General features: G+C 46.5%; 14 protein-coding genes. 9 read left to right on the top strand and 5 right to left on the bottom strand.

Going from position 1 to position 21,472, the window contains the following annotated elements:
* Positions 1–130 precede the first annotated feature (130 nt).
* Positions 131–1,087, top strand: a complete 957-nt coding sequence (locus ACL9RG_RS20340; protein ID WP_422794468.1) for a LysR family transcriptional regulator — start codon at positions 131–133, stop codon at positions 1,085–1,087.
* 8 nt (positions 1,088–1,095) lie between these two features.
* Here ACL9RG_RS20340 and ACL9RG_RS20335 read toward each other — a convergent pair whose 3' ends face one another.
* Positions 1,096–2,247 (bottom strand): MFS transporter, encoded by a 1,152-nt coding sequence (locus ACL9RG_RS20335; protein ID WP_422794493.1) that lies wholly within the window; start codon positions 2,245–2,247, stop codon positions 1,096–1,098.
* A 404-nt stretch (positions 2,248–2,651) separates the two neighbouring features.
* Positions 2,652–3,563, bottom strand: coding sequence for a LysR family transcriptional regulator (locus tag ACL9RG_RS20330; RefSeq protein WP_422794467.1), 912 nt, complete (start codon positions 3,561–3,563; stop codon positions 2,652–2,654).
* 119 nt (positions 3,564–3,682) lie between these two features.
* Between ACL9RG_RS20330 and ACL9RG_RS20325 the strand changes: the two genes are divergently transcribed.
* Positions 3,683–4,558 carry an MBL fold metallo-hydrolase gene (locus ACL9RG_RS20325; protein ID WP_422794466.1) on the top strand — a complete coding sequence of 292 codons (876 nt, stop codon included), beginning with the start codon at positions 3,683–3,685 and terminating at the stop codon, positions 4,556–4,558.
* Between the two features lie 839 nt (positions 4,559–5,397).
* Here ACL9RG_RS20325 and ACL9RG_RS20320 read toward each other — a convergent pair.
* A complete protein-coding gene (locus tag ACL9RG_RS20320; RefSeq protein WP_422794465.1) occupies positions 5,398–6,114 on the bottom strand; it encodes a tetratricopeptide repeat protein in 717 nt (238 codons plus the stop codon).
* Between the two features lie 140 nt (positions 6,115–6,254).
* Here ACL9RG_RS20320 and ACL9RG_RS20315 point away from each other — a divergent pair, with 140 nt between their 5' ends.
* The 7 genes from ACL9RG_RS20315 (at position 6,255) to ACL9RG_RS20285 (ending at position 17,814) form a co-directional block, all read left to right on the top strand.
* A complete protein-coding gene (locus ACL9RG_RS20315) occupies positions 6,255–7,994 on the top strand; it encodes an ABC transporter ATP-binding protein/permease (protein WP_422794464.1) in 1,740 nt (579 codons plus the stop codon).
* A 1,081-nt stretch (positions 7,995–9,075) separates the two neighbouring features.
* Positions 9,076–10,206, top strand: coding sequence for an efflux RND transporter periplasmic adaptor subunit (locus tag ACL9RG_RS20310; RefSeq protein ID WP_422794463.1), 1,131 nt, complete (start codon positions 9,076–9,078; stop codon positions 10,204–10,206).
* Between the two features lie 10 nt (positions 10,207–10,216).
* A complete protein-coding gene (locus tag ACL9RG_RS20305; RefSeq protein WP_422794462.1) occupies positions 10,217–13,366 on the top strand; it encodes an efflux RND transporter permease subunit in 3,150 nt (1,049 codons plus the stop codon).
* On the top strand, positions 13,359–14,768 hold the full coding sequence (locus ACL9RG_RS20300; protein WP_422794461.1) for an efflux transporter outer membrane subunit: 1,410 nt from the start codon (positions 13,359–13,361) through the stop codon (positions 14,766–14,768). Before ACL9RG_RS20305 ends, ACL9RG_RS20300 begins: the two co-directional genes overlap by 8 nt.
* A 517-nt stretch (positions 14,769–15,285) precedes the next feature.
* On the top strand, positions 15,286–15,936 hold the full coding sequence (locus ACL9RG_RS20295) for a hypothetical protein (protein WP_422794460.1): 651 nt from the start codon (positions 15,286–15,288) through the stop codon (positions 15,934–15,936).
* A 468-nt stretch (positions 15,937–16,404) separates the two neighbouring features.
* Positions 16,405–17,055, top strand: a complete 651-nt coding sequence (locus ACL9RG_RS20290; protein WP_422794459.1) for a hypothetical protein — start codon at positions 16,405–16,407, stop codon at positions 17,053–17,055.
* 279 nt (positions 17,056–17,334) lie between these two features.
* On the top strand, positions 17,335–17,814 hold the full coding sequence (locus ACL9RG_RS20285; RefSeq protein WP_422794458.1) for an Hcp family type VI secretion system effector: 480 nt from the start codon (positions 17,335–17,337) through the stop codon (positions 17,812–17,814).
* Between the two features lie 151 nt (positions 17,815–17,965).
* Here the strand turns inward: ACL9RG_RS20285 and ACL9RG_RS20280 are convergent, their stop codons facing one another.
* Positions 17,966–18,853, bottom strand: coding sequence for a restriction endonuclease (locus ACL9RG_RS20280; protein ID WP_422794457.1), 888 nt, complete (start codon positions 18,851–18,853; stop codon positions 17,966–17,968).
* 1,197 nt (positions 18,854–20,050) lie between these two features.
* Positions 20,051–21,463 carry an efflux transporter outer membrane subunit gene (locus ACL9RG_RS20275; protein ID WP_422794492.1) on the bottom strand — a complete coding sequence of 471 codons (1,413 nt, stop codon included), beginning with the start codon at positions 21,461–21,463 and terminating at the stop codon, positions 20,051–20,053.
* Positions 21,464–21,472 lie beyond the last annotated feature (9 nt).

Here is a 21,472-nt window from a genome sequence, read left to right as displayed (position 1 = left end):
TGTTCGAGTCGACAAGCATGGCAACAATAGCGTCATTATGCCCGGCGAAAATTCGGGGATAAAATATCTATTTAGCCAGTATCTATTCATTTATGATATGGCTTTAGCTGCCCAGCCTAACGGTGTCACCATGTCGACCATTTCCCTGCGCCATATTGAGATTTTCCATGCCGTGATGACTGCCGGTAACCTGACCGAGGCAGCCGCGCTGCTGCAAACTTCACAACCCACCGTCAGCCGTGAGCTGGCTCGCTTTGAGAAACTGCTAAATTTACAGCTCTTTGAACGAGTAAAAGGACGACTTTATCCTACCGCGCAAGGTTTACGGCTGTTTGAAGAAGTACAACGTTCCTATTATGGGCTGGACCGCATTATCAGTGCCGCCCAAGGTATTCGTCAGTTTGAACAGGCTCAATTATCGATTGCCTGCTTGCCGGTATTTAGCCAATCACTGCTGCCTGTTATCTGTAAGCCCTTTCTCGATAGCTATCCCGATGTCAGCTTTAACATTATTCCGCAAGAATCTCCGCTGCTTGAAGAGTGGCTGTCGGCGCAGCGTTATGATCTGGGCATTACAGAAAACAGCCACACGCCAGCGGGCACTGAGCGGCAAGCCTTGCTGACCTTAAATGAAGTCTGTGTTCTGCCAGCCGATCACCCATTAGCGCAGAAAACCCGCCTGTCGCCTGCCGATTTTCAGGGCGAAAACTTTATTAGCTTGTCTGCGACCGATAGCTACCGCCAACTCCTTGATACGTTATTTAGCGAACGCGGTATCTTACGGCGCCAGGTCATGGAAACACACAGCGCATCGTCAATTTGCAGCATGGTGGCGCAAGGCGTAGGTATATCAATTGTTAACCCACTTACCGCATTAGACTATGCAGAAAGAGGGGTAACAGACGGCCAATTGTCGAAAAAAACGGGGATTGTAGTGCGGGAATTTAGCGAGCAGGTACCTTTTACCGTGAGTCTGATAAGGCCACTGCATCGCCCAGCTTCAGAGCTGGTATCGACCTTTATTGAGCATTGTCAGCAGCAGGCGAGGCGTTTTCCGCAGCGGCTTGATGCTGCCCTCGCCTGCTGAAAATAGACTTAAGCCTTTTTACGCGCCGCACGACGGAAGGTGATGGCACACAAAATAAAGCCCAGGAAAGCCAACGCCCCGGCAGCCAGCGGCACGGTTGCCAGGCCCATTCCACTAGCAATAACAACGCCGCCAACCCAGGCGCCTAACGCATTACCAACGTTAAAGGCAGCAATGTTTAGCGTTGAAACCAAATTCGGCGCGTTCTTACCATAAATCACCACGTTAATCTGTAGCGCAGGCACTGCGGCGAAGGCAACCATAGCCCAAATAAATAGCGTAATCTCTGCGCTAATCACATGCACGCTGGTCCAGCTAAATAGCGAGGAAAACACCGTAATAAAGACGAAGATTAGGGTCAGTGAAGTCCCTAAACGCCAGTCTGCCAAGCGTCCTCCCAGCACATTACCAACCGTCAATCCCACGCCAATCAAGAGTAAGGTCCAACTGACGCCGTGCGGAGTAATACCCGTAATATCAGTCAGCATCGGTGCAATGTAGGTAAACATGGCAAACATCGCGGCTGAGAATAACATGGTGATAGACAGTGACAGCCATAAGCCAACGCTTGCCAGCGCCGCGATCTCTTTACGCAGATCGGTCGCGTCTTCTTCTTTTTTATCCGGCAGATTTTTATATAGTGCGAATAGCGACACAATACCGATAAGACTCACTGCCCAGAACGTCGAACGCCAGCCCAGAGCCTGTCCAAGTGCCGTGCCTAAAGGTACGCCCAATACGTTAGCCAGCGTTAAGCCGGTGAACATCAAAGCTACGGCTGAAGCTCGGCGATTCGGGGCCACCAGATTAGCCGCAACCACTGCACCAATACCAAAGAATGCACCGTGACATAGCGCGGTGATCACCCGTGCCAGCATCAAGAAACCGTAGCTATAAGAAAACGCACACATCACATTACCGACGATAAAAATCACCATCAGCAACAACAGCGTTATTTTGCGTGGCAGCTTCGCTGTCAACACCGCCATGATCGGTGCGCCAATGGCTACCCCAAGCGCATAACCACTGATTAGCCATCCGGCTAATGGGATACTAACGTGCAAATCTAAAGCCACATTAGGTAACAGGCCCATAATCACAAATTCGGTGGTACCGATAGCAAATGCACTTAACGCCAATGCCAATAGCGATATAGGCATTTTTGCAGCAGGCGCAGTTGAAGCAGACATACTGACTCCCAGTTTTGGCAACCTCTTTCACCATTGTAATAGCGTTATGGGGTGAAATCGCTGTCGTTAAAAACAAATAACCGCTGGCCTATTAAGCAATAGGTCAAACGCGTGTTAATACAGAAAGGTGGAAATGGCAGGATACGAAACATCAGCAAGGAAATAATTTATCCATAAAGTTTATGTGTATTTATTAAGCTGACATTAACGTCAGATTTAGCATGTTTTTTCGGTAAATAGCTAGTGAACATCGCAGGCACAAAACAGAACTAAATAAATTCTCATGCTAACTAATTGAAGCCAAAGTATTTGTTAATATGTTTAAAAATGTATCCCCAATAAAACTCAAGTATGGCGGATAATAGATAAGAAGATTACTCCGCCACCAGCGATAGCCAACGCGGATGCTGATTGAACCATTCAACTAAGAAATCTAACAGGCTGCGCAACGTGGCAGGCATTTGCCGACGGGTAGAATAAATGGCATAGATACCCATTTTTTTCGGCTGCCAGTCGGGGAGTACCTGTTGTAATTGGCCGCTGGCAATAAGCGGAGCAGCAGAATAACGTGGCTGACAGACAATACCGGCCCCTTCTATTGCTGCCGATAATAAAAATAGCGATTCATTGGCGCTGAGATTACCACTGACAGGTACCGCAACATTTTTGCCATCACGTTCGAAATACCAAAGACTCTTATTGAAGTAAGAATAAGTCAGGCAATTATGCAAAGAGAGCTCTGATAATTCTCGTGGCGTACCATGAGCGGCTAAATAAGCCGGCGCCGCGCAGAGCACCGAACAGCATTCGGCCAGTGGGCGAGCGATAAGATTCGGATCTAACTCATTGGTGATACGCAACGCTAAATCGATACGCTCTTCGACTAAATTGATGGTGCGATTTTCTAATTGCAGATCGATAGAAACTTGAGGATGACGGCGTAAAAACTCGGTAACCGCAGCCACCACAACCCCCTGCGCCAAAGATTGCGAGCAACTCAAGCGGAGTAATCCGCGCAAGGCCTCCAGGCCATTATCCGCCACACTGTGCATTTCAGCAGTAACTTGCAAAAGTTTGCGGCAGCGGATCAAGGTATTTTCGCCCGCATCGGTCAACCCAAGCTTGCGTGTAGTACGATGTAATAGCCGCGCACCTGACCATTTTTCCATTTCAGAAAGATAGCGCGTCACCATGGCACGCGACATATTCAGGTACTCGGCAGCACCAACCATACTGCCGCGCTCAACAATAGCGACAAAAACCTCTGCTGCGGTAACTCTATCCACGATATTAATTCGTCCGATTTATGCAACAAACAGTTGCGCATTATCTGGTTTTTCTTACGGAAGATGCAACCTATAGTAGTTACATCTTGTAATTATTTTACTTTTCTAAGGAAATTCTTATGCGCTTACTCCTGACGGGTTTGACTGCTCTCAGCCTTTTTTTCGGCACAGCTCACGCCGCTGAAAAACCAGCTAAATTGACCATGGAAGTTTATAACCCGGGCGAGAAGAGTATATTCCCCGTCTCGTCTGAGATTATTAGCGGCAATAAAAACGTCATGCTCATCGATGCGCAATTCCAGCGTAATGATGCTCAAATCCTGGTAGACAAAATTAAGGCGACCGGTAAAAACCTCACCACTATTTATATTAGCCAGTCAGATCCTGATTTCTATTTTGGTCTGGAAACGCTACATAAAGCCTTCCCCGAGGCAAAAATTCTGGCAACCCAAGCCACCATCGACTTAATTAATCAAACCAAGAAAGAAAAATTAGCGTTCTGGGGTCCAAAACTCGGTGATAACGCACCGAAAGAGATTATTGTCCCTACTCCAGTGCAAGGCAAAACGCTGCACTTAGAAGGCAACCGCTTAGAGATAAAAGGCGTTTCCCCAGCAAGAACCTTCCTGTGGGTACCGGGGTTGAAAGCGGTAATCGGTGGCGTACTGGTTGATGGTGATAATATTCATCCTTGGGTTGCTGATACGCAAACCCAAACCGAACGCAATCAGTGGCTGACCTCGCTGGATCAAATTGCCTGGCTCAAACCAGAATGGGTAGTTCCTGGGCACTTCTTACCAGGCGCCTCACAGAGTCTGGCATCCGTTACCGCCACAAAAAAATACCTACTGAGATTAGAGAAAGAACTGCCGAAGGCTAAAGACTCAAAAGCGCTGATCGCCGCTATGAAAGCCGCCTATCCAAATCTTAAAGACGACAGCTCATTGGAGCTAAGTGCAAAAGTCCTCAAGGGCGAGATGAAGTGGCCACAATAGGGGAATTTGACCGAATTCTGGGCGGTTTCTTTAAGCCAGAAGGGCTTAACAACTTTTGGGTAATCTTAGTCCGAGATTAATTCGGTTTTGTAAAACCGGGAACGGTGAATATTTCGGTTTATTCAAGCTTGACCGAGCTTGGAGCGGTTTATCAAAACCAGAACGGTGAATATTTCGGTTTATCAGCTGCGGTTCTCAATATTAGGCCGCAGCCTAAACCGACCGAAGGGGCGGTAAGCGCCGCCCCTTCCGGCTTCCCGCGCTTTTTGCTACTTCAACATAGTATCCAGTGGAGGCCATGTTTCAGCGGCTTCCGTTATCGCGCAAATGCCAGCCTTACAGGCTCCCCGCCTCCGGGTTCAAGCCAACGATAAATCTATTGTCTTTCACCACTCCACCGGTGGCATTTTGAGTGCGCTTAGCGTTTTTTAAGGTCAAAGACAGTTTAGCTTTTGAAGTAAAAGCTTGGTGGCGCACTCAAAATTTCACTGACGAGTGGTGGAGAGATAACATCATTATCGTTAGCTCGAACCCGAAGGAAGGGATGGCGGAGCCATGAAATTTGCGCCTGTCGCGGTGGTACCTGAAACATAGCCTAATTGGAATACGATATAAATCAATGAAAAGGCGCGGGATTGCAAAGGGATGCGCCCTACATCCCTTTGCTCGGTTTCGGCCCGAAGGCTGAATTGAACACCGCATTTGAAGAACCGAAATTTGCACCATTCTGGTCTTAAAACCGCGCCAAGCTCGGTCAAGCTTGAATAAACCGAAATTTGCACCATTCTGGTTTGAGAAAATCGCATAAATCTCGGTCTAGATTTAAAAACGCGCCTGGCTTAAGACTCCACTCTTATGTAAGTCCCCTCGGCGCGGACATTGCGCCCAAACCCACAGTCACCGATGGTGCGCATCGCCAGGCTATCGCCGCTGAAGCTCATATGCACCGTGCAATGCTGTTCGCCATCAATAATATCGCCGGTTTGGTGATAGACCGCTTTACCATCTTTAATAGTGGTGATGGCAGAGAATGAACCGGTGGCCGGGCCGTAATACAGTGACGATACGCCCATGCTTAAGCCGCTGTATTCCACTTCAAACTGCTTACCGACGGATTTCACTTCTACAATATTCCAACTGCCTAATCCGGCATATTGCCAATACTCACCGACCGGACTAGGGCTAACAGGCAAGGCATCCAACTGCTGCTGAATCTGGTGGCGGTTGAACTCGGATTTTTTATCATCAGGTGCCAACATCAGCCAGGCATTGGCTTTGCGGTACATGCCCTGATGAATATAGGCTAACGCAATATTGTTATACGCCGTCGCAATCACCGACTTTGACAGGTGGCAGAATTCGCTCCAGGCAACTTGATCACGAAACAGATCCCGCGCTTTGAAATAATCTTGCTGTTGATAGGCAACATTGCCAGCCTGGCCGTATATACCGGCTTTCTGGCAATCGCTTTTAATGTCAGGTTCATCGATCTGGGCATAAGCAGAAGCACCGCACAACCACCCCATCACAACTATCACTGGCAACCAAACTTTCATGGCACTACCCTTCTTAATTCAACGCTGGCCAATCGCAATGCAAGACAAACATCCTTACATGTGCATAATTGCCCTATCACATACTGTGACTCATTCTTGGATGATGAATCAAAGTTAATAACATTTAAAAACGGCTATCTATGACTAAAAAACCTGGGAAATCTGCGCAATGGCGCGACGTTTGGAAACTCATTAAACCTTATTGGGTCTCACAAGAAAAATGGCGAGCATGGGGATTATTATCCACTATCGTCATTCTCTCCTTGGCCACTGTCTACATTAGCGTTTTGCTCAACGAGTGGAATCGTGTGTTCTATGATGCCTTGCAAAACAAAAATTATCCGGTATTTAAGCAACAGTTAATCCATTTTACCTGGCTCGCACTGATATTTATTGTGATCTCTATTTACAAGATTTATCTCGCTCAAGGGCTGCAAATGCACTGGCGTCGTTGGATGACTGCCGAGTATATGGATAAGTGGCTAGGCAATCACGCCTATTATTACACTGAGCATCAACATCAGGTTGATAACCCCGACCAACGTATTGCCGATGACTTGAATGCCTTAACATCCGGCACGTTATCGCTGGCATTAGGCTTGTTATCTAGCGTGGTCACCCTCTTCTCCTTCGTGGTGATCCTGTGGAATGTCAGCGGCCCGCTGTCGTTTGTTTTCTCGTCTTATCACATCACCATCCCAGGCTATATGCTGTGGTTTGCGCTGCTTTATGCCTTTATCGGCTCACTGATCATCTGGTGGATCGGCAGACCGCTGGTTAAACTTAGTTTCAATCAGGAATGGTTTGAAGCAAACTTCCGTTTCGGATTAATTCGTATTCGCGAAAATAGCGATGCGATTGCCCTGTATCACGGCGAGAAAAACGAGCGCGAGCAGTTAACTAACAAGTTCGAGTCGATCCGTTCAAACTGGTGGTCGATTATGCGTACCACCAAGCGCTTGAACGTTGCTTCTACGTTCTATGCCCAGTTCGCTAATATATTCCCGATCTTAGTCGCCTCTCCGCGCTATTTCGCCGGCGCTATCCAGTTAGGTTCGTTGATGCAAATAGCTTCCGCCTTTGGACAAGTTCAAGGCGCGATGTCATGGTTTGTTAATGCATTTAATGATTTGGCGAGTTGGAAAGCCTGCGTTAACCGTCTGGCAGGGTTTAATGCTGCCATTGATCAGGTCAATGCTCAGCCACGCGGTATTAGCGTCGGCGAGTCGGAAGCGCACGATCTGCAATTAAACGGGCTAACCCTGAATTTGCCGAATGGCAATACACTGTTTTCATCCGTTTCTGCCACCTTGCATCCTGCACAACGCGTATTGATTGCCGGACCTTCCGGCTGTGGTAAATCAACGCTACTGCGCGCCATTGCGGGTATTTGGCCTTACGGTTCGGGGGAGATAACCCTAGCGGCAAACAAATCCCATCTGTTCTTGCCGCAGCGTAGTTATATTCCTATTGGCTCGTTGCGCGATGCATTGACCTATCCTAACGCCGATTTAGGCCATACCGATGAGCGTCTGTGTGAAGTGCTGGCGTTGTGCCATTTAAGCTATTTACAGCCGGTATTAGATGAATATGCCAACTGGAGTCACCGCCTGTCGCCGGGTGAGCAACAACGCATGGCATTTGCGCGCGCTCTGCTGATCAAACCGGATATTTTATTCCTTGATGAAGCAACCAGCGCACTCGACGATGATACCGAACATCGTATGTATAACCTGCTGTTAGAAAAACTGCCGCAAACATCGATAGTCAGCGTCGCACACCGTAATACCGTGGCTCAATACCATGAGCAATGCTGGCGTTTTACCGCTGAAGAAAACGGCCAATCTACGATGACCACTTCGGTATTATTGAAAAGCTAAAGATAGGACGAGCGTTTTGCTCCCATCCTGAGGCGGCCCCTTGGTGTTAAATGATAACCAAGGGGCCGTTTGCATTTAATTATTCAAAGTAGGTAAATGGCGGTGATAAGCGCTCGCTATCACCGCCTTTTTAAACAGAACATAGCCATTTACCAAAGGGTTCAGCAGTGTGCTGACAGTCGCCCACATCGTTTCAAAATATAATTATCTGCACACAACAGACATGATACTGGCAGGCTATTTTGAGAAATTTCCCAGCAGTAAATTTTGTAGCCACCTGCGTAGTCAGTCTTGGCCGCTAGCACATGCGCAATGCTTTCAAATAACGATAATAATCCACGACATTACCGCGTTAGGCTGTAAGCCAAATAGATAAATAATAATACCTCCCCCAAAACATCTTCTCTCAGACCGAACAGACCAACCTCGCACAAATACATAAAATTAATTTATGAATTACATGCTCGGTTTTTCTTGGCAAAAGCGGGGGGCCTGAAGAGTGAAACTGTGAAGCCAACATGCATGGTGAACTTGCATTGCGAGTATAAAGAGAAGAGAGATCTGGCATGATTTTAAAAATAAAAAAAGCCCATATCGGACTATGGGCTAGTGTTGCGAACGTTCCATGCTCATGGATGCAACAAGTGCAAATGTGAGAACTGCTCGTTCTCAATACCAGAGTAACGACCATTGCTTAATACACAGAGGTATTTAACGTAAGGAAAAGATAAAATGTATAAATATATTTTTGTTGAACACCACAAAAAACATTAGAAATAGTAATATATCCACAGCATAAAATAGTCCTGCCTCGCTGCAAAAATAATCCCTCAAGTTATTATTCTCTTGATAAGCATCTTCAAGCTTTATCGTCCTGAAATTTTCCCAATGCCAAGTAAAGCCACATGCGTTTCAGCAAAAAAATTGACGAATTATTTGGCGATATCTGTTCACGAAATGCTTACAGAGGGAATGTACGGGCTCTCGTATAGTGTGAACTCCCAATGAGAATGATTGCTCTCAAACCCATCATGACCTCACAAAAGTCATACTTCTCAATCACACTTAGAGAGTGGATTCTATGCACCTGAAGGTTCTTTCTGTCAGTACTGTGGTACTTCTTTCGGCTTGCGATGGCAGCGGGGAAAATATCCCCCCCGCTCACCCCCCCGCCGTTGAAGTTGTTACTGTAGCTTCTCAGCCAATTACCCTAACGACTAGCCTACCAGGCTTGACTACTGCGGTTCGTAGCGCGCAAGTGCGCCCGCAGGTTAGTGGGATTATCCTTAAACGCAACTATGTTGAGGGCTCTGAAGTAAAAGCCGGCCAACAGATGTACCAAATCGATCCCTCGACTTATCAGGCGACCTACGACAAGGCATTGGCGACATGGAAAAGTGCGGCCGCGACTGCCAAACGTTATCAAGGATTAATTGATGCGCACGCCGTCAGTCGACAGGATTATGACGATGCCATCGCCGCGGAACGCGAAGATGCCGCAGATGTAGAAACAGCACGCGTTAATCTGCAATACACCAAAGTGTTGGCGCCAATTTCTGGTCATACCGGCCGTTCGCTGTATACCGAAGGGGCGCTGGTGACAAACGGCCAGACAGATTATCTGACCACTATCGATCAACTCGATCCTATCTATGTCGACGTCAGCGAATCGTCAGTGGATCTATTACGCCTGCGCAAAGCGTTAGCATCGGGCCAGTTAGAGTCGGCAGGGGCTAATTCGGCCAAAGTCACGCTCACACTAGAAGATGGCACGCAATATTCTCTGCCGGGCAAATTGCAATTCTCCGAAGTGACGGTGAATCAAGGGACGGATTCCGTCACCTTGCGCGCCACCTTCCCTAATCCACATGACGAGCTGCTACCGGGAATGTTTGTCCACGCCAAGCTAGAACAAGGCATCGATAAAAACGGCATTTTAATCCCACAAGAAGCCGTGCAACACGATACCAAAGGTGATGCCTATGTGGATCTGGTAGATGCGAAAAGCAATGTCGTCCAGCGCTACGTTTCGCTCGGCCAGATGATCGATGGCAAATGGCAAGTCACCTCGGGTCTGCAACTGGGTGACAAAGTGATCACCGACGGCCTACAAAACATTCGTATCGGCATCAAAGTGAATGCCAGCGAACGAAAAAAACGTAGTCCCGGGCCGGCAATAAATTTGTCGACAACTGATCCAACTGCGCAGTAGGGGAAGCGAGATGTCTACTTTTTTTATTAACCGCCCCATATTTGCCTGGGTCGTCGCGATAGTTGTCATGATCGCTGGCGTACTTTCGATAGTCGAATTGCCTATCAACCAATATCCCAATATTGCGCCACCGGCCATTTCTATTTCTGTCACCTATCCTGGTGCGTCTGCACAAACCGTGCAAAACACCGTGGTGCAGGTTATCGAGCAGCAGCTCAATGGCTTGGACAACCTGCGCTACATTGAGTCGCAAAGTAATAACGATGGTAGTACCTCGATCATCGTGACCTTCGATCAAGGCACCAATCCCGATATCGCCCAAGTGCAAGTACAGAACAAGGTGTCTCTGGCTGAACCACAACTTCCGGCTGAAGTCCTGAGCCAAGGGATGCGTATCGCCAAATATCAGGCCAACTTTATGTTAGTGGTAAGCCTGACGTCCAATAACCCAAAAATCAGTAACGCTGATTTAGGTAACATCTTAGTTTCTAAACTTGAAGATCCGATCACCCGAACTAAAGGCGTCGGTGACTTTGTGGTTTTAGGATCTGAATACGCCATGCGTATCTGGCTCGATCCGGCCAAGCTCTATAAATATTCACTGATCCCAAGCGATGTCACGAGTGCTATCAACGCACAAAATATCCAGGTTTCTTCCGGTTCTGTTGGCGGCTTGCCTACTATTCCTGGCGCTAAGTTTAGTGCGGCCATTATTGGTAAAAGCCGATTCGACAGTACGCAGCAATTCAAAGATATCCTGCTGAAAGTCAATCCTGATGGTTCTCAAGTACGCCTGAGCGATGTCTCTAACGTCAGTTTAGGGCCGCAGATTTACAGCATTTCAGCCACGATGAACGGCAAACCCTCTACCGGTATCGCGTTACGTCTGGCAACCGGCGCTAACGTACTCGATACGGTTAAAGCCGTGCGAGATACCGTTAATAGCTTGCAAGACTCGCTGCCTGATGGCGTTAAAGTCGTTTATCCATACGATACATCACCGGTGGTCAGCGCCTCGATTGAAGAAGTGGTCAAGACACTGATTGAAGCCATCATATTAGTGGTCTGCGTGATGCTGCTGTTCTTGCAAAACCTGCGTGCCACCTTGGTTACCGCGCTGGTTGTACCGGTGGTGCTACTGGGTACCTTCGGCCTCCTCAACGCCTTTGGTTTTTCGATCAACACCTTGACGATGTTTGCCATGGTTCTCGCCATCGGACTGCTGGTGGATGACGCCATCGTGGTGGTAGAGAACGTCGAGAGGATAATGCATGAGGAGAAACTCTCGCCAAAAGAGGCGACGATAAAATCGATGGGACAAATACAGGGCGCACTGTTTGGTATTGCGCTGGTGTTATCCGCGGTATTAATTCCGATGGCCTTCTTCGGCGGCTCAACCGGTATTATCTATCGCCAATTCTCGATAACTATCGTTTCCGCTATGGCATTGTCGGTAGTGATGGCGCTGATTTTCACACCTGCGCTATGTGCAACCATAATCAGACACAGTGAAAACGACACAAAATCGACTGGCTTCGCCGGTTGGTTTAACCGCAACTTTGATAAAGGCACCGAGAAATACACCAAAAGTGTCGCAGGCGTTATTTCGCGCCGAGGGATATTCCTGACCATTTATGTGGTCGTGGTTGTCGCCACCGGTTTCCTGTTCACTCGTGTTCCCACGACTTTCTTGCCTGATGAAGATCAGGGATTGATGTTGGTTCAAGCCACGTTACCTCCTAATGCCTCTGCGGAACGCACGCAACGCGTGTTAGACGAAGTCCGTAATCATTTACTGACGAAAGAGTCAAAAAGCGTCAGTTCGGTGTTTGCCGTTAATGGCTTTAGCTTTGCAGGTCGAGGCCAAAATATGGGGCTGGCTTTCGTAAAACTAAAAGATTGGAAAGATCGCCCAACGGCGGATTTATCCGTCGCCGCCTTAGCCAGTCGTAGCACCCAATATTTTAATACCATCAAAGATGCGCGCATATTCGCGATGGTGCCTCCTGCCGTTATGGAACTGGGGAACGCCACCGGTTTTGACTTCTATCTCGAAGATACGATGGATAGAGGTCATGAACAGTTGATGGCAGCGCGTAATCAATTCCTCAAACTGGCGTCGCAAGACAAACGCTTAATGGCGGTACGCCCGAACGGCATGGATGATGAACCGGAGTACAAACTCAATATTGATGATGAGAAAGCGCAGTCTCTCGGCTTGAGCATGGACACCATCAACAGCACGTTATCCGCCGTCTGGGGCTCGACCTATGTTAACCAGTTTATGTACAACGACCGTGTTAAACAGGTTTATATCCAAGGCCGCGCCTCGTCGCGTGTGACGCCAGAAGATCTAAAACAGTGGTACTTCCGCAATACCAACGGGCAAATGGTGCCTTGGTCAGCCTTTGGTAGTGGCAAATGGATTTATGGTTCCCCACGCTATGAGCGATTTAATGGGGTTTCAGCCGTCGAAATTATGGGGGCACCGGCTCCCGGCTATAGCTCCGGCGATGCAAGCAAAGCGGTGCTAGAGATTGCCGCTAAATTACCAAAAGGCTACAAAGTCGCCTGGCACGGGCTCTCTTATGAAGAACAGCAATCGGGTTCACAAGCACCGGCTTTGTATGCGCTGTCTGCGATTGTGGTGTTCCTGTGTCTGGCTGCGCTGTATGAAAGCTGGTCCGTACCGTTCTCCGTCATGCTGGTCGTGCCGCTGGGTATTTTAGGGGCGGTCGGCGCAGTGCTAATGCGTAATCTTTATAACGATGTCTATTTCCAAATCGGACTATTAACCACCGTCGGACTGGCAGCGAAAAACGCCATCCTGATTGTCGAATTTGCCAAAGATTTGCATGACAAAGAGGGCGTACCTCTGGTTGAGGCTGCCCTACAGGCGGCTAGGCTACGTATCCGGCCAATTATCATGACCTCAATGGCCTTTATCTTAGGCGTATTCCCGCTAACGATTTCCAACGGTGCGGGTGCCGGTAGCCAACACTCGATTGGTACCGCGGTCGTCGGGGGAATGATCACCGCCACCTTCCTGGCCGTGTTCTTCGTGCCGATGTTCTACGTATTCGTGGTTAACCTATTTACTCGTAAGCCTAAGCAACAAGGCACATCGCACTCTGCTATTGAGGAGTCACACCATGAATAAAGCGCGCTTTGCCCGGCCAGTGGTGTCTATGCTGACCCTATTGGTATTAGCGGGCTGTACTATGGAGCCAAAATATCAGCGCCCTGCGCTTCCGGTTGCCAGCAACTGGAACACCGCTAAGGGAGTCAATACTTCACCAACAGAAGATATCGGTTGGAGCCAATTCTTTAACCAGCCCGATATGCAGCAGTTAATCGCCTTATCACTGAAAAATAACCGTGACCTTCGGGTCGCGGCATTAAACGTCGATACGGCGCGCGCCGCGTTCCAGATTGACCGAGCGGCGTTATTCCCAACCTTGGATGCTAACGGCAGTAAAAGCGTTCAACGTTTACCGGCAGGCGTCGGCTCTGCCGGGCCAAACGGTACGATCAGCAACCAGTTCAGCGCGAATTTAGGCGTTTCGTCTTACGAGCTGGACTTGTTTGGCCGCGTGCGTAGCCTGCGTGATAAGGGATTAGAAACCTATCTCGCGACCGCTGCGACCCAGCGGGCGACGCAGATCAGTCTGGTATCTCAAGTTGCTTCAGGATATTTGAGTCTGGCGGCGGATAGCGATCTGCTAAAACTGGCGGTCGATACCGCGAAAAGCCAACAGGATTCTTATGATCTGACTAAACGCAGCTATGATGGCGGGATCTCGACAGCGCAGGATTTAGCACAAGCGGAAATGACCGTGCGCAGCGCACAGGCCGATATTGCACAATATACGCGTCAGGTGCGCCAAGATATTGACGCTCTCACCTTACTGGTTGGCACCACCATTCCGCCACGGCTGCTGGCGAACGCAACGCTCAATCAACACTGGAACTTCCCAGCCACACCGGCGGGATTACCTTCAGACCTGCTGACACGTCGGCCAGATATTATTGCCGCCGAGCATACGTTAAAAGCGGCCAATGCCGATATCGGTGCCGCTCGCGCCGCCTTCTTCCCAAGGATCACCCTGACCGGAACAGCAGGAACAGAAAGCAGCAGCCTAAGCGACCTGTTCCACGGTGGCAGCGGCGCCTGGTCGTTTATTCCGTCGATCAGCGTGCCAATCTTTGACGGTGGCGTAAATCTGGCAAATCTGCACATCGCCAAAGACACCAAAAAGATTGAGATCGCCAACTACGAGAAAGCCATTCAAACGGCATTCCAGGAGGTCTCTGACGGACTGGCGGGTGAAGCGACCTATAACGATCAGTTGACGTCCATTCAACAAGAAGAAGACGCCAACCAGCGGAATTACTCACTGGCGCAACTGCGCTTTACCAGCGGCGTAGATAATTACCTGACCGTACTTGTCGCCCAACGCTCGCTGTACTCAGCGCAACAGACCTTAATCACCACCAAACTGGGGCAACTTAATCAGGACATTAACCTGTTTAAAGCACTTGGCGGCGGCTGGAAGAAATAGAGTGTAACTTTTAGGGACAACGCCAGCAGGGGCTGGCGTTGTTGTTTGGCCATAGAGCAATGCACAAACATAGGGTAATTATAATCTATTTAAGAATCGATGAGGATGCTTAAGCGCTGCCTCACAGACTTCTTTAGCATTATTGAGTAACTCTTTCTGATCTTCCGACAAATATGGCAAATTGCATTCATGCAATGCCCACCCTATATTAAATTTAGTTTCGTTCACTTTCGAGTAGTCATCAATGATGGATTTGATGATCGTTTCACTGACAGTTTGATACACCATTAAAATAGTCTCTATTAAGAGGCCTCGGGAGTCGACGCCACTCTGGTCAAGCATAGGATCACGACAGTCAATTATGGGATATAAACTTTTGATATCGCGACTTTCATCGTTTTATGAAAATCTCTATGCATTATTTTCAGAAGAATCACACTAGACAGCTTCTCTTTTATGTTCCAGTCTTAGGCTTTATCCTGTTGCGCCATGACTAAAAAATGAAAAGAGATCTCTCATGCCAAGCAACGTTGATATAGCTAAGCGTATAGCTAAAATTCTCCTTTCCCCAGAGACAGCTGTGGGTCTTATCAACGGTATTTTATCCGTTCCAACCGATATCGGTTATCTAGCATTTGGTTTTATTGATACAGATAGTCGGCGCCTGCGCGAAACGGATAAGATCCGAATGGTGAGCGCCATCCGTTACGGAATTCTTGAAAACCAAAATATCAAAAATACTATTGAAACGGTTCTTAGGCTCTTTAACAAGGATGTACCCGAGGAAAAGCAGAATGCAATGTACAGTAAAACAACCGCTGCAATAGCTGGCAGGACACTAACAAACTCGATCATTTCCTCAAAACTTGCAGCTATCATTACACAACGAAGCACCGTCTTTATAAAAATTAAAGGGGGATTGATTGGAAATGTACTGTTAGCAGGAGGAATGGCTGAACGGAGTGTCTATACTTCAGAACGTCTGCAACTAAATAGTCCAGAAGTCTACAGTGCGTTAAGGCCCCAAAACTATGACTTACTTTACTTTCTTGCCGAACCAGTTTTAAATCCTTTTGTCGAGGCACTTAACGTAAAAAGAAATCAAGGAAAACCAGCTTTTGACCAAATTATCAATATGGTAGAGAGTGAAATTAATGCGAAAAAATGAACCAGTGAAATTGAGTTTAGGTAGGAGAGTTTTTCACACGCTAATTGAAACCGGTGCGTCACTATTGGGTGGCCTGCTTTTCTTTGTATGCTGCTACTGGTTCTTCCATTATGAAACCTGGCATGAAAGATTTATAGCCATTGGTTTGTCGGTGTTGGTTGTCTACATCATCGGTAAGATATTGCCAGATAGGCCTGAGTAATACCGAGATCAGGTTATTTTCGAGGCTCAACCTGTATGAGTATGAACGAGAGTCTTTAACTCGGATTTTTTCACGCCGATGAAATCAGCCTCTTTTATTCTTTTCTCCGATAGTACGATACATTTCACCAAACTATCCAATGTATGTTATATGCAATATATTACTCGGTGAATGTCTAATTGAATTTAGATCTGGTCAGGAGTAATGTGTCAACTACAATTCAATAAATAGGCAACTAGGACACGGATAAGTAAAGGATTATCACAATGGATGTTAATGATATAGCAACACGGATAGCCAATATAATTTTATCTCCCGACTCGATCACCGGGCTAATAAATGGGGCATTGACGGTACCGCTTGATTTCGGATATTTAGTATATGGTTATCTTGATACTGAATCCAGGTATCGACACGGAACAGAAAGAATAAGAATGGCAACAGCGATTAAAAATGACATTCTTAATCGTGAAAGTATAATGGAGTCCATATCAAATATATTTGATACCTTTAATCAGTCCGTGCCGGAGTCAGATCAAGACAAAGTATATAGGGCTATTATCTCCTCTATTATTGGTAGAATGGTTACGAATACAATAATTGCTAAGATTACTTCTGCCGTACTTGAACGAGTTTCATTTATTGCAGCAACGAGTAGTACAAAGCCCATAGCAATATTAAGTACAGTGCTGCTGTTAGGGGGGATGATAGAACGTTCGATAAGAACATCAGAAGATCTTCAACAAAACAACCCAGAAATATATGCTATTTTAAGACCCAAAGATTATGACCTACTTTACTTTTTGATTGAACCTGCAGTAAAACCATTTGTAGATGCTATCCATGCAAGGAAAACACATGGCGATACAACATTTAAAAAAATAATCGAACTGGTTGGGAAGAAAATAAATGCCTAACAATAAAAACAATTATAGATTTATTATAGGCTTGATTATTAAAATTAAACAGGCAACAATATTTATGCTTAATCAAGCATTTGATTTTATTATTGGGCCATTAGTTGTGATTGGTTCTATACTTTGCATTATGCTTTTTGAACCTTGGCCTTTAAAATTCGTCTGTATGTCGCTCTGGTTACTATTCATTTATCTATTATCCAAAACAATTGATAAGTTAAAACGTAGGGAGTAAATACTCAAATATAATTACCATTTTCATTATATAAGGATATATATATGTCAAATCCAGCTTATCTTTTCTTAGTGGATGAGAACGGTTCTCCAATTGTAGGTGACTCACTCGTCACAGGAAGAGTTGGTGCAATAGAATTAAGAACTGTAACGCATAACATGTTTATCCCAGCAGATGCGCATACAGGAAAGCTAACAGGGACAAGAGTTCATGAGCCTTTTGTCTTTCAAAAAGAATTCGATAAATCCACACCTTTATTATATCGAGCGTTAAGTACCGGTATAACGCTAAAAACAGCAACGATAAAAATGTATCGAATTTTAGAGTCAGGAATAGAAAGTGAATATTTTAATATTTTCTTAGAAAACGTTAAAATTACAGCAATCACTCCGCACCTACACCAGAGCGGTGTAACAGGAACGCATTTGGAAAATATTCAGATGCGCTATGAGTCAATAACATGGAAATATTGTGATGGTAATATCATCCACAAGGATTCATGGAACAATAGAGTAACAGCATAATACGCTGGCGAGCTAACTCCACTGATATAGCTCCCGGCTAATTAATTTATTACATCCGTTTTTGGTACTGAGCCGCCCACAGGGTTTTGGGCGGCTTTAAACGGAGAGTTAGCATGTAATAAATGTTTTCATGCTAATATACTTCAACAAATCATTTATTATTAATAAACTTCAAACCCGGATAAAGCTTATCAATGCTTATAAAATACTCACCTCTTTCAGCTGCATGGCGTATTTTCTTTTCAATAAGCTCAATCAAACTAATATTATTATTTAGCATATGGTACAGATCATAACCAGTGATGCAGATAATACGTTTATTTTTTCCCCATGCTTCAAATGCTTCAGATGAAAATCCTTGCCAACTGATGAACACTCCACGAGTCCATGTAGCCTTTTGATCAAGTTTAGATTGGAATATATGCAAATCTGGTGCGGATGTTTTCTGGCTATGCCATTTTGCTTCAACAAGATAGGTTTCATTATGTAAGAGAAAACTGCCATCAATTTGTTCGCCTATAATTCTAAAGCTAGGATTGGGTAAGAGGCGAAATGCAGAAAACAGCTCGTTAAGCCAAATTTCGAAACGATAGCCTCGTTGTTGAGGAGTCATCATTTTCATCGTTTCTAATTCGCTAATAAAATATAGGTAATTAGGAGCATTGGTTCTTTCGAGCGTAGGAGGAGCTATACCGACAGATGAGATAATATCTACATTTTTCAATCTTTCTATTAGATGTGAATATGATATTTCATCGGTCGGCATCATCGGGGGTACTTTCATTGTTTTGCGGTACGCCCAGAGCTTATCTAAAACTACTAAAACAGTTTCGCGATCAGACTTTTTAATGAAGCAACGTAAACGTTTTGCTTTTGAAGTTCCATCATCCTTATAAATATCGTTGTCAATATCAATAGATAATTCTTCTTCGAAAAATTCTCTCATTGTCTTGTTTGAAAAATCTAAGATGTAGCCAGCCCCATACACATTAACGAAAATCTCATCAAATAATTTTATATCTTGTGAAGTGAATTTCATTGCTGTCTGTCGTCTCTATGTTCAAAAGTAAAATCACTACAATGATCTTATAGATTCTAACACTACTTGCAATCTATCTGTTGAATATTTCGCTGTAATCAATTGATATTAAATTAAATTTCCAATATTTATTTTAGGCATATAGTTGTGTAATGAGTTCTAAATCAACGAATTTACTGCCTTTGGAGAGAGCATAGCAAAAGAACATAAAATAATTTACCCACCAGCTAAAAAATAAAACTAAAAAAAGTTAAAATCCTACTTCTGAGATCTCTCTTCCAGATCCCACCACAACTCACTGTAAATTCATCCAGCCTATTTTATTCACCATCTCATAGGAATAAAGTCATGTTGCTGCGGGAACATCCACAGCAGGAATTAGCGTTCCAGACAACACTTCTCGAGTGACTATTTACATTCAATCTCGAGGTTTAAAATGGCTGACATCACTTTAGAAATCAGCGAACCAGAAAGCTCTATTACTCTTTTCAGCGCATTAGTAACGGAAAAATCCACTTAAAACCTGACATAGTGCAAAATTACAGTCCATATGCCGGAAGGAAAGAAGCGCCTATTTTAAAAACAATTGGAGTTTGATTAACGGCAGTCCTGATTTTCCACCGTCCCTTACAGCGCTGTAAGTTACTATCAAGTTTCCACGTCTCACGCCGATAAATTCAGAGCACTATATTATTTTAAATTAAATAAATAGAGCATTAGATGGCAATAAAAATCAGTAGAGAACGCAGCAGCATTTAAAGGAGATTGAAAATGGTTGGAACAGTGAACCTTCCACATACTTGCCCTAATTGTAAGCAGACTACAGCGCGTACAGCAGGAGAATTACAAACCTTATTCGGATTCAGAACGATTCCTTCTGGCGCCACGAATCAAAGTTGGTGCCGAGATTGTCGCTCAAGCAAATAATCAGTTACAGACAACTAACAAAGCCCGTTATTAGGGAGAGTACACCGTTGGGGCCGTAGTGGGCTTGCCCACCGGAGCGCCCCTAGGCGTACTATGCCCGGCTATCTCGATATACCAGACAACATTGTCTAAGGGCTGCAAACAACTAACAAAGCCCGTTATTAGGGAGAGTACACCGTTGGGGCCGTAGTGGGCTTGCTCACCGGAGCGCCCCTAGGCGTACTATGCCCGGCTATCTTGATATTCCAGACAACATTGCCATCACGGCTTTCACTTCTTCCCGGCATCTAACCCTTGCCAGCCGCCACCTAACGCCACGATTAACTTCACGCTAGTGGTCATTTGCGTGCTGAGCAGCGATAGCACGCTCTGCTGCTGGCTAAGGCTGGTGTTCTCAGTAGTCGCGACATCAAGATAATCGATCATCCCGGCTTGATACTGATTGTAGGTCACGCGCGCGGACTCTTGTGCCGCATCGGCAGCGCGCTGCTGTGCCAGCGTCTGGCTATCTAAGGTATGTAACTCAACCAGATAATCCTCAACGTTCTGCATCGCGGACAGCACCGTCTGACGATAGCTGGCAACGTTAGCATCATAAGCCGCTTCAGCCTGCTCGACCTTGCCCCGCGTTGCGCCAAAATCGAGTACCGTTTGGCTCAGTTCCGGGCCAAGCGACCACACGCGGTTTGGCAGCGAGAACAGACTATGCAATGCATCACTGGTAAAACCACCGCTGGCGCTTAAGGTCAGGTCGGGATAATAGGCCGCCGTTGCTACACCAACCGCGGCATTGGCAGAAGCCATATTCCGCTCTGCCGCGGCAATATCAGGACGGCGCTGCAACAGCTGCGACGGCACACCCGGCGGAATAGCTGGCAGAGTAAATTTAATAGTTTTGGCTGGCAGACTAAAATCGGCCGGGGCTTTACCCATTAACACCGCAATCGCATGTTCGAGCTGTGCGCGCTGCCATTGCACTTGCAGCGCCGACGCACGGGTACTTTCCAACTGAGTTTGCGCCTGTGCCAAAGTGGCGCGTGAGGTATTGCCGCCTTGATACTGGTTTTGGATCACCACCAGGTAACGCTCATAAGCCTGAATACTGCGCTGATACAACGCGATTTGCTCATCCATTACCCGCAGTTGGAAATAATCCTGCGCCAGTTCAGACTGCGCACTCAGCGTCGCATCCGCTAAATCTGCTGCACTGGCCTGCGCGCTGGCTTTTTGCTGCTCGCTGGTACGACGCAGCTTGCCCCACAAATCCAGCTCCCAACTGGCGCTCAGCTGTGCCGACTGCTTATTGCTGGTACTCAGCGCCGTGCCGCTGCGCGTGCTGTCCATAGTAGCGTTAACCTGCGGCAACTGCTGGGCGCGAGCCTGAGTAACCAGTGCCTGCGCTTCACGATATTGCGCGGCGTATTGCGCGACATTCTGGTTGGAAATTTGTACCTGGCTGAGTAACGCCGACAGATCCGGGTCTTGATACACCGACCACCACTCGCCCTTCTGCTGATTATCTTGCGGGATAGCGGCGGTCCAGCCTTTGGCCTCTTTAAAGGCTAATGGCATCGTGACGTCAGGCCGTTTGTAATCCGGTCCGACCGAACAGGCGCTGACTAACAGTGCCAATGCCAGTGGAGCCAGTCGAAATGCCGTGCGGTGCGCGTTATACGATGTCATACCGGCTGT

The organism is Rouxiella sp. Mn2063 (assembly GCF_049319665.1).
Taxonomy (GTDB): Bacteria; Pseudomonadota; Gammaproteobacteria; order Enterobacterales; family Enterobacteriaceae; genus JBMOUD01.
Note: the sequence above shows the minus strand (reverse complement) of the source record. Positions and strands in the feature narration are given on the sequence as shown.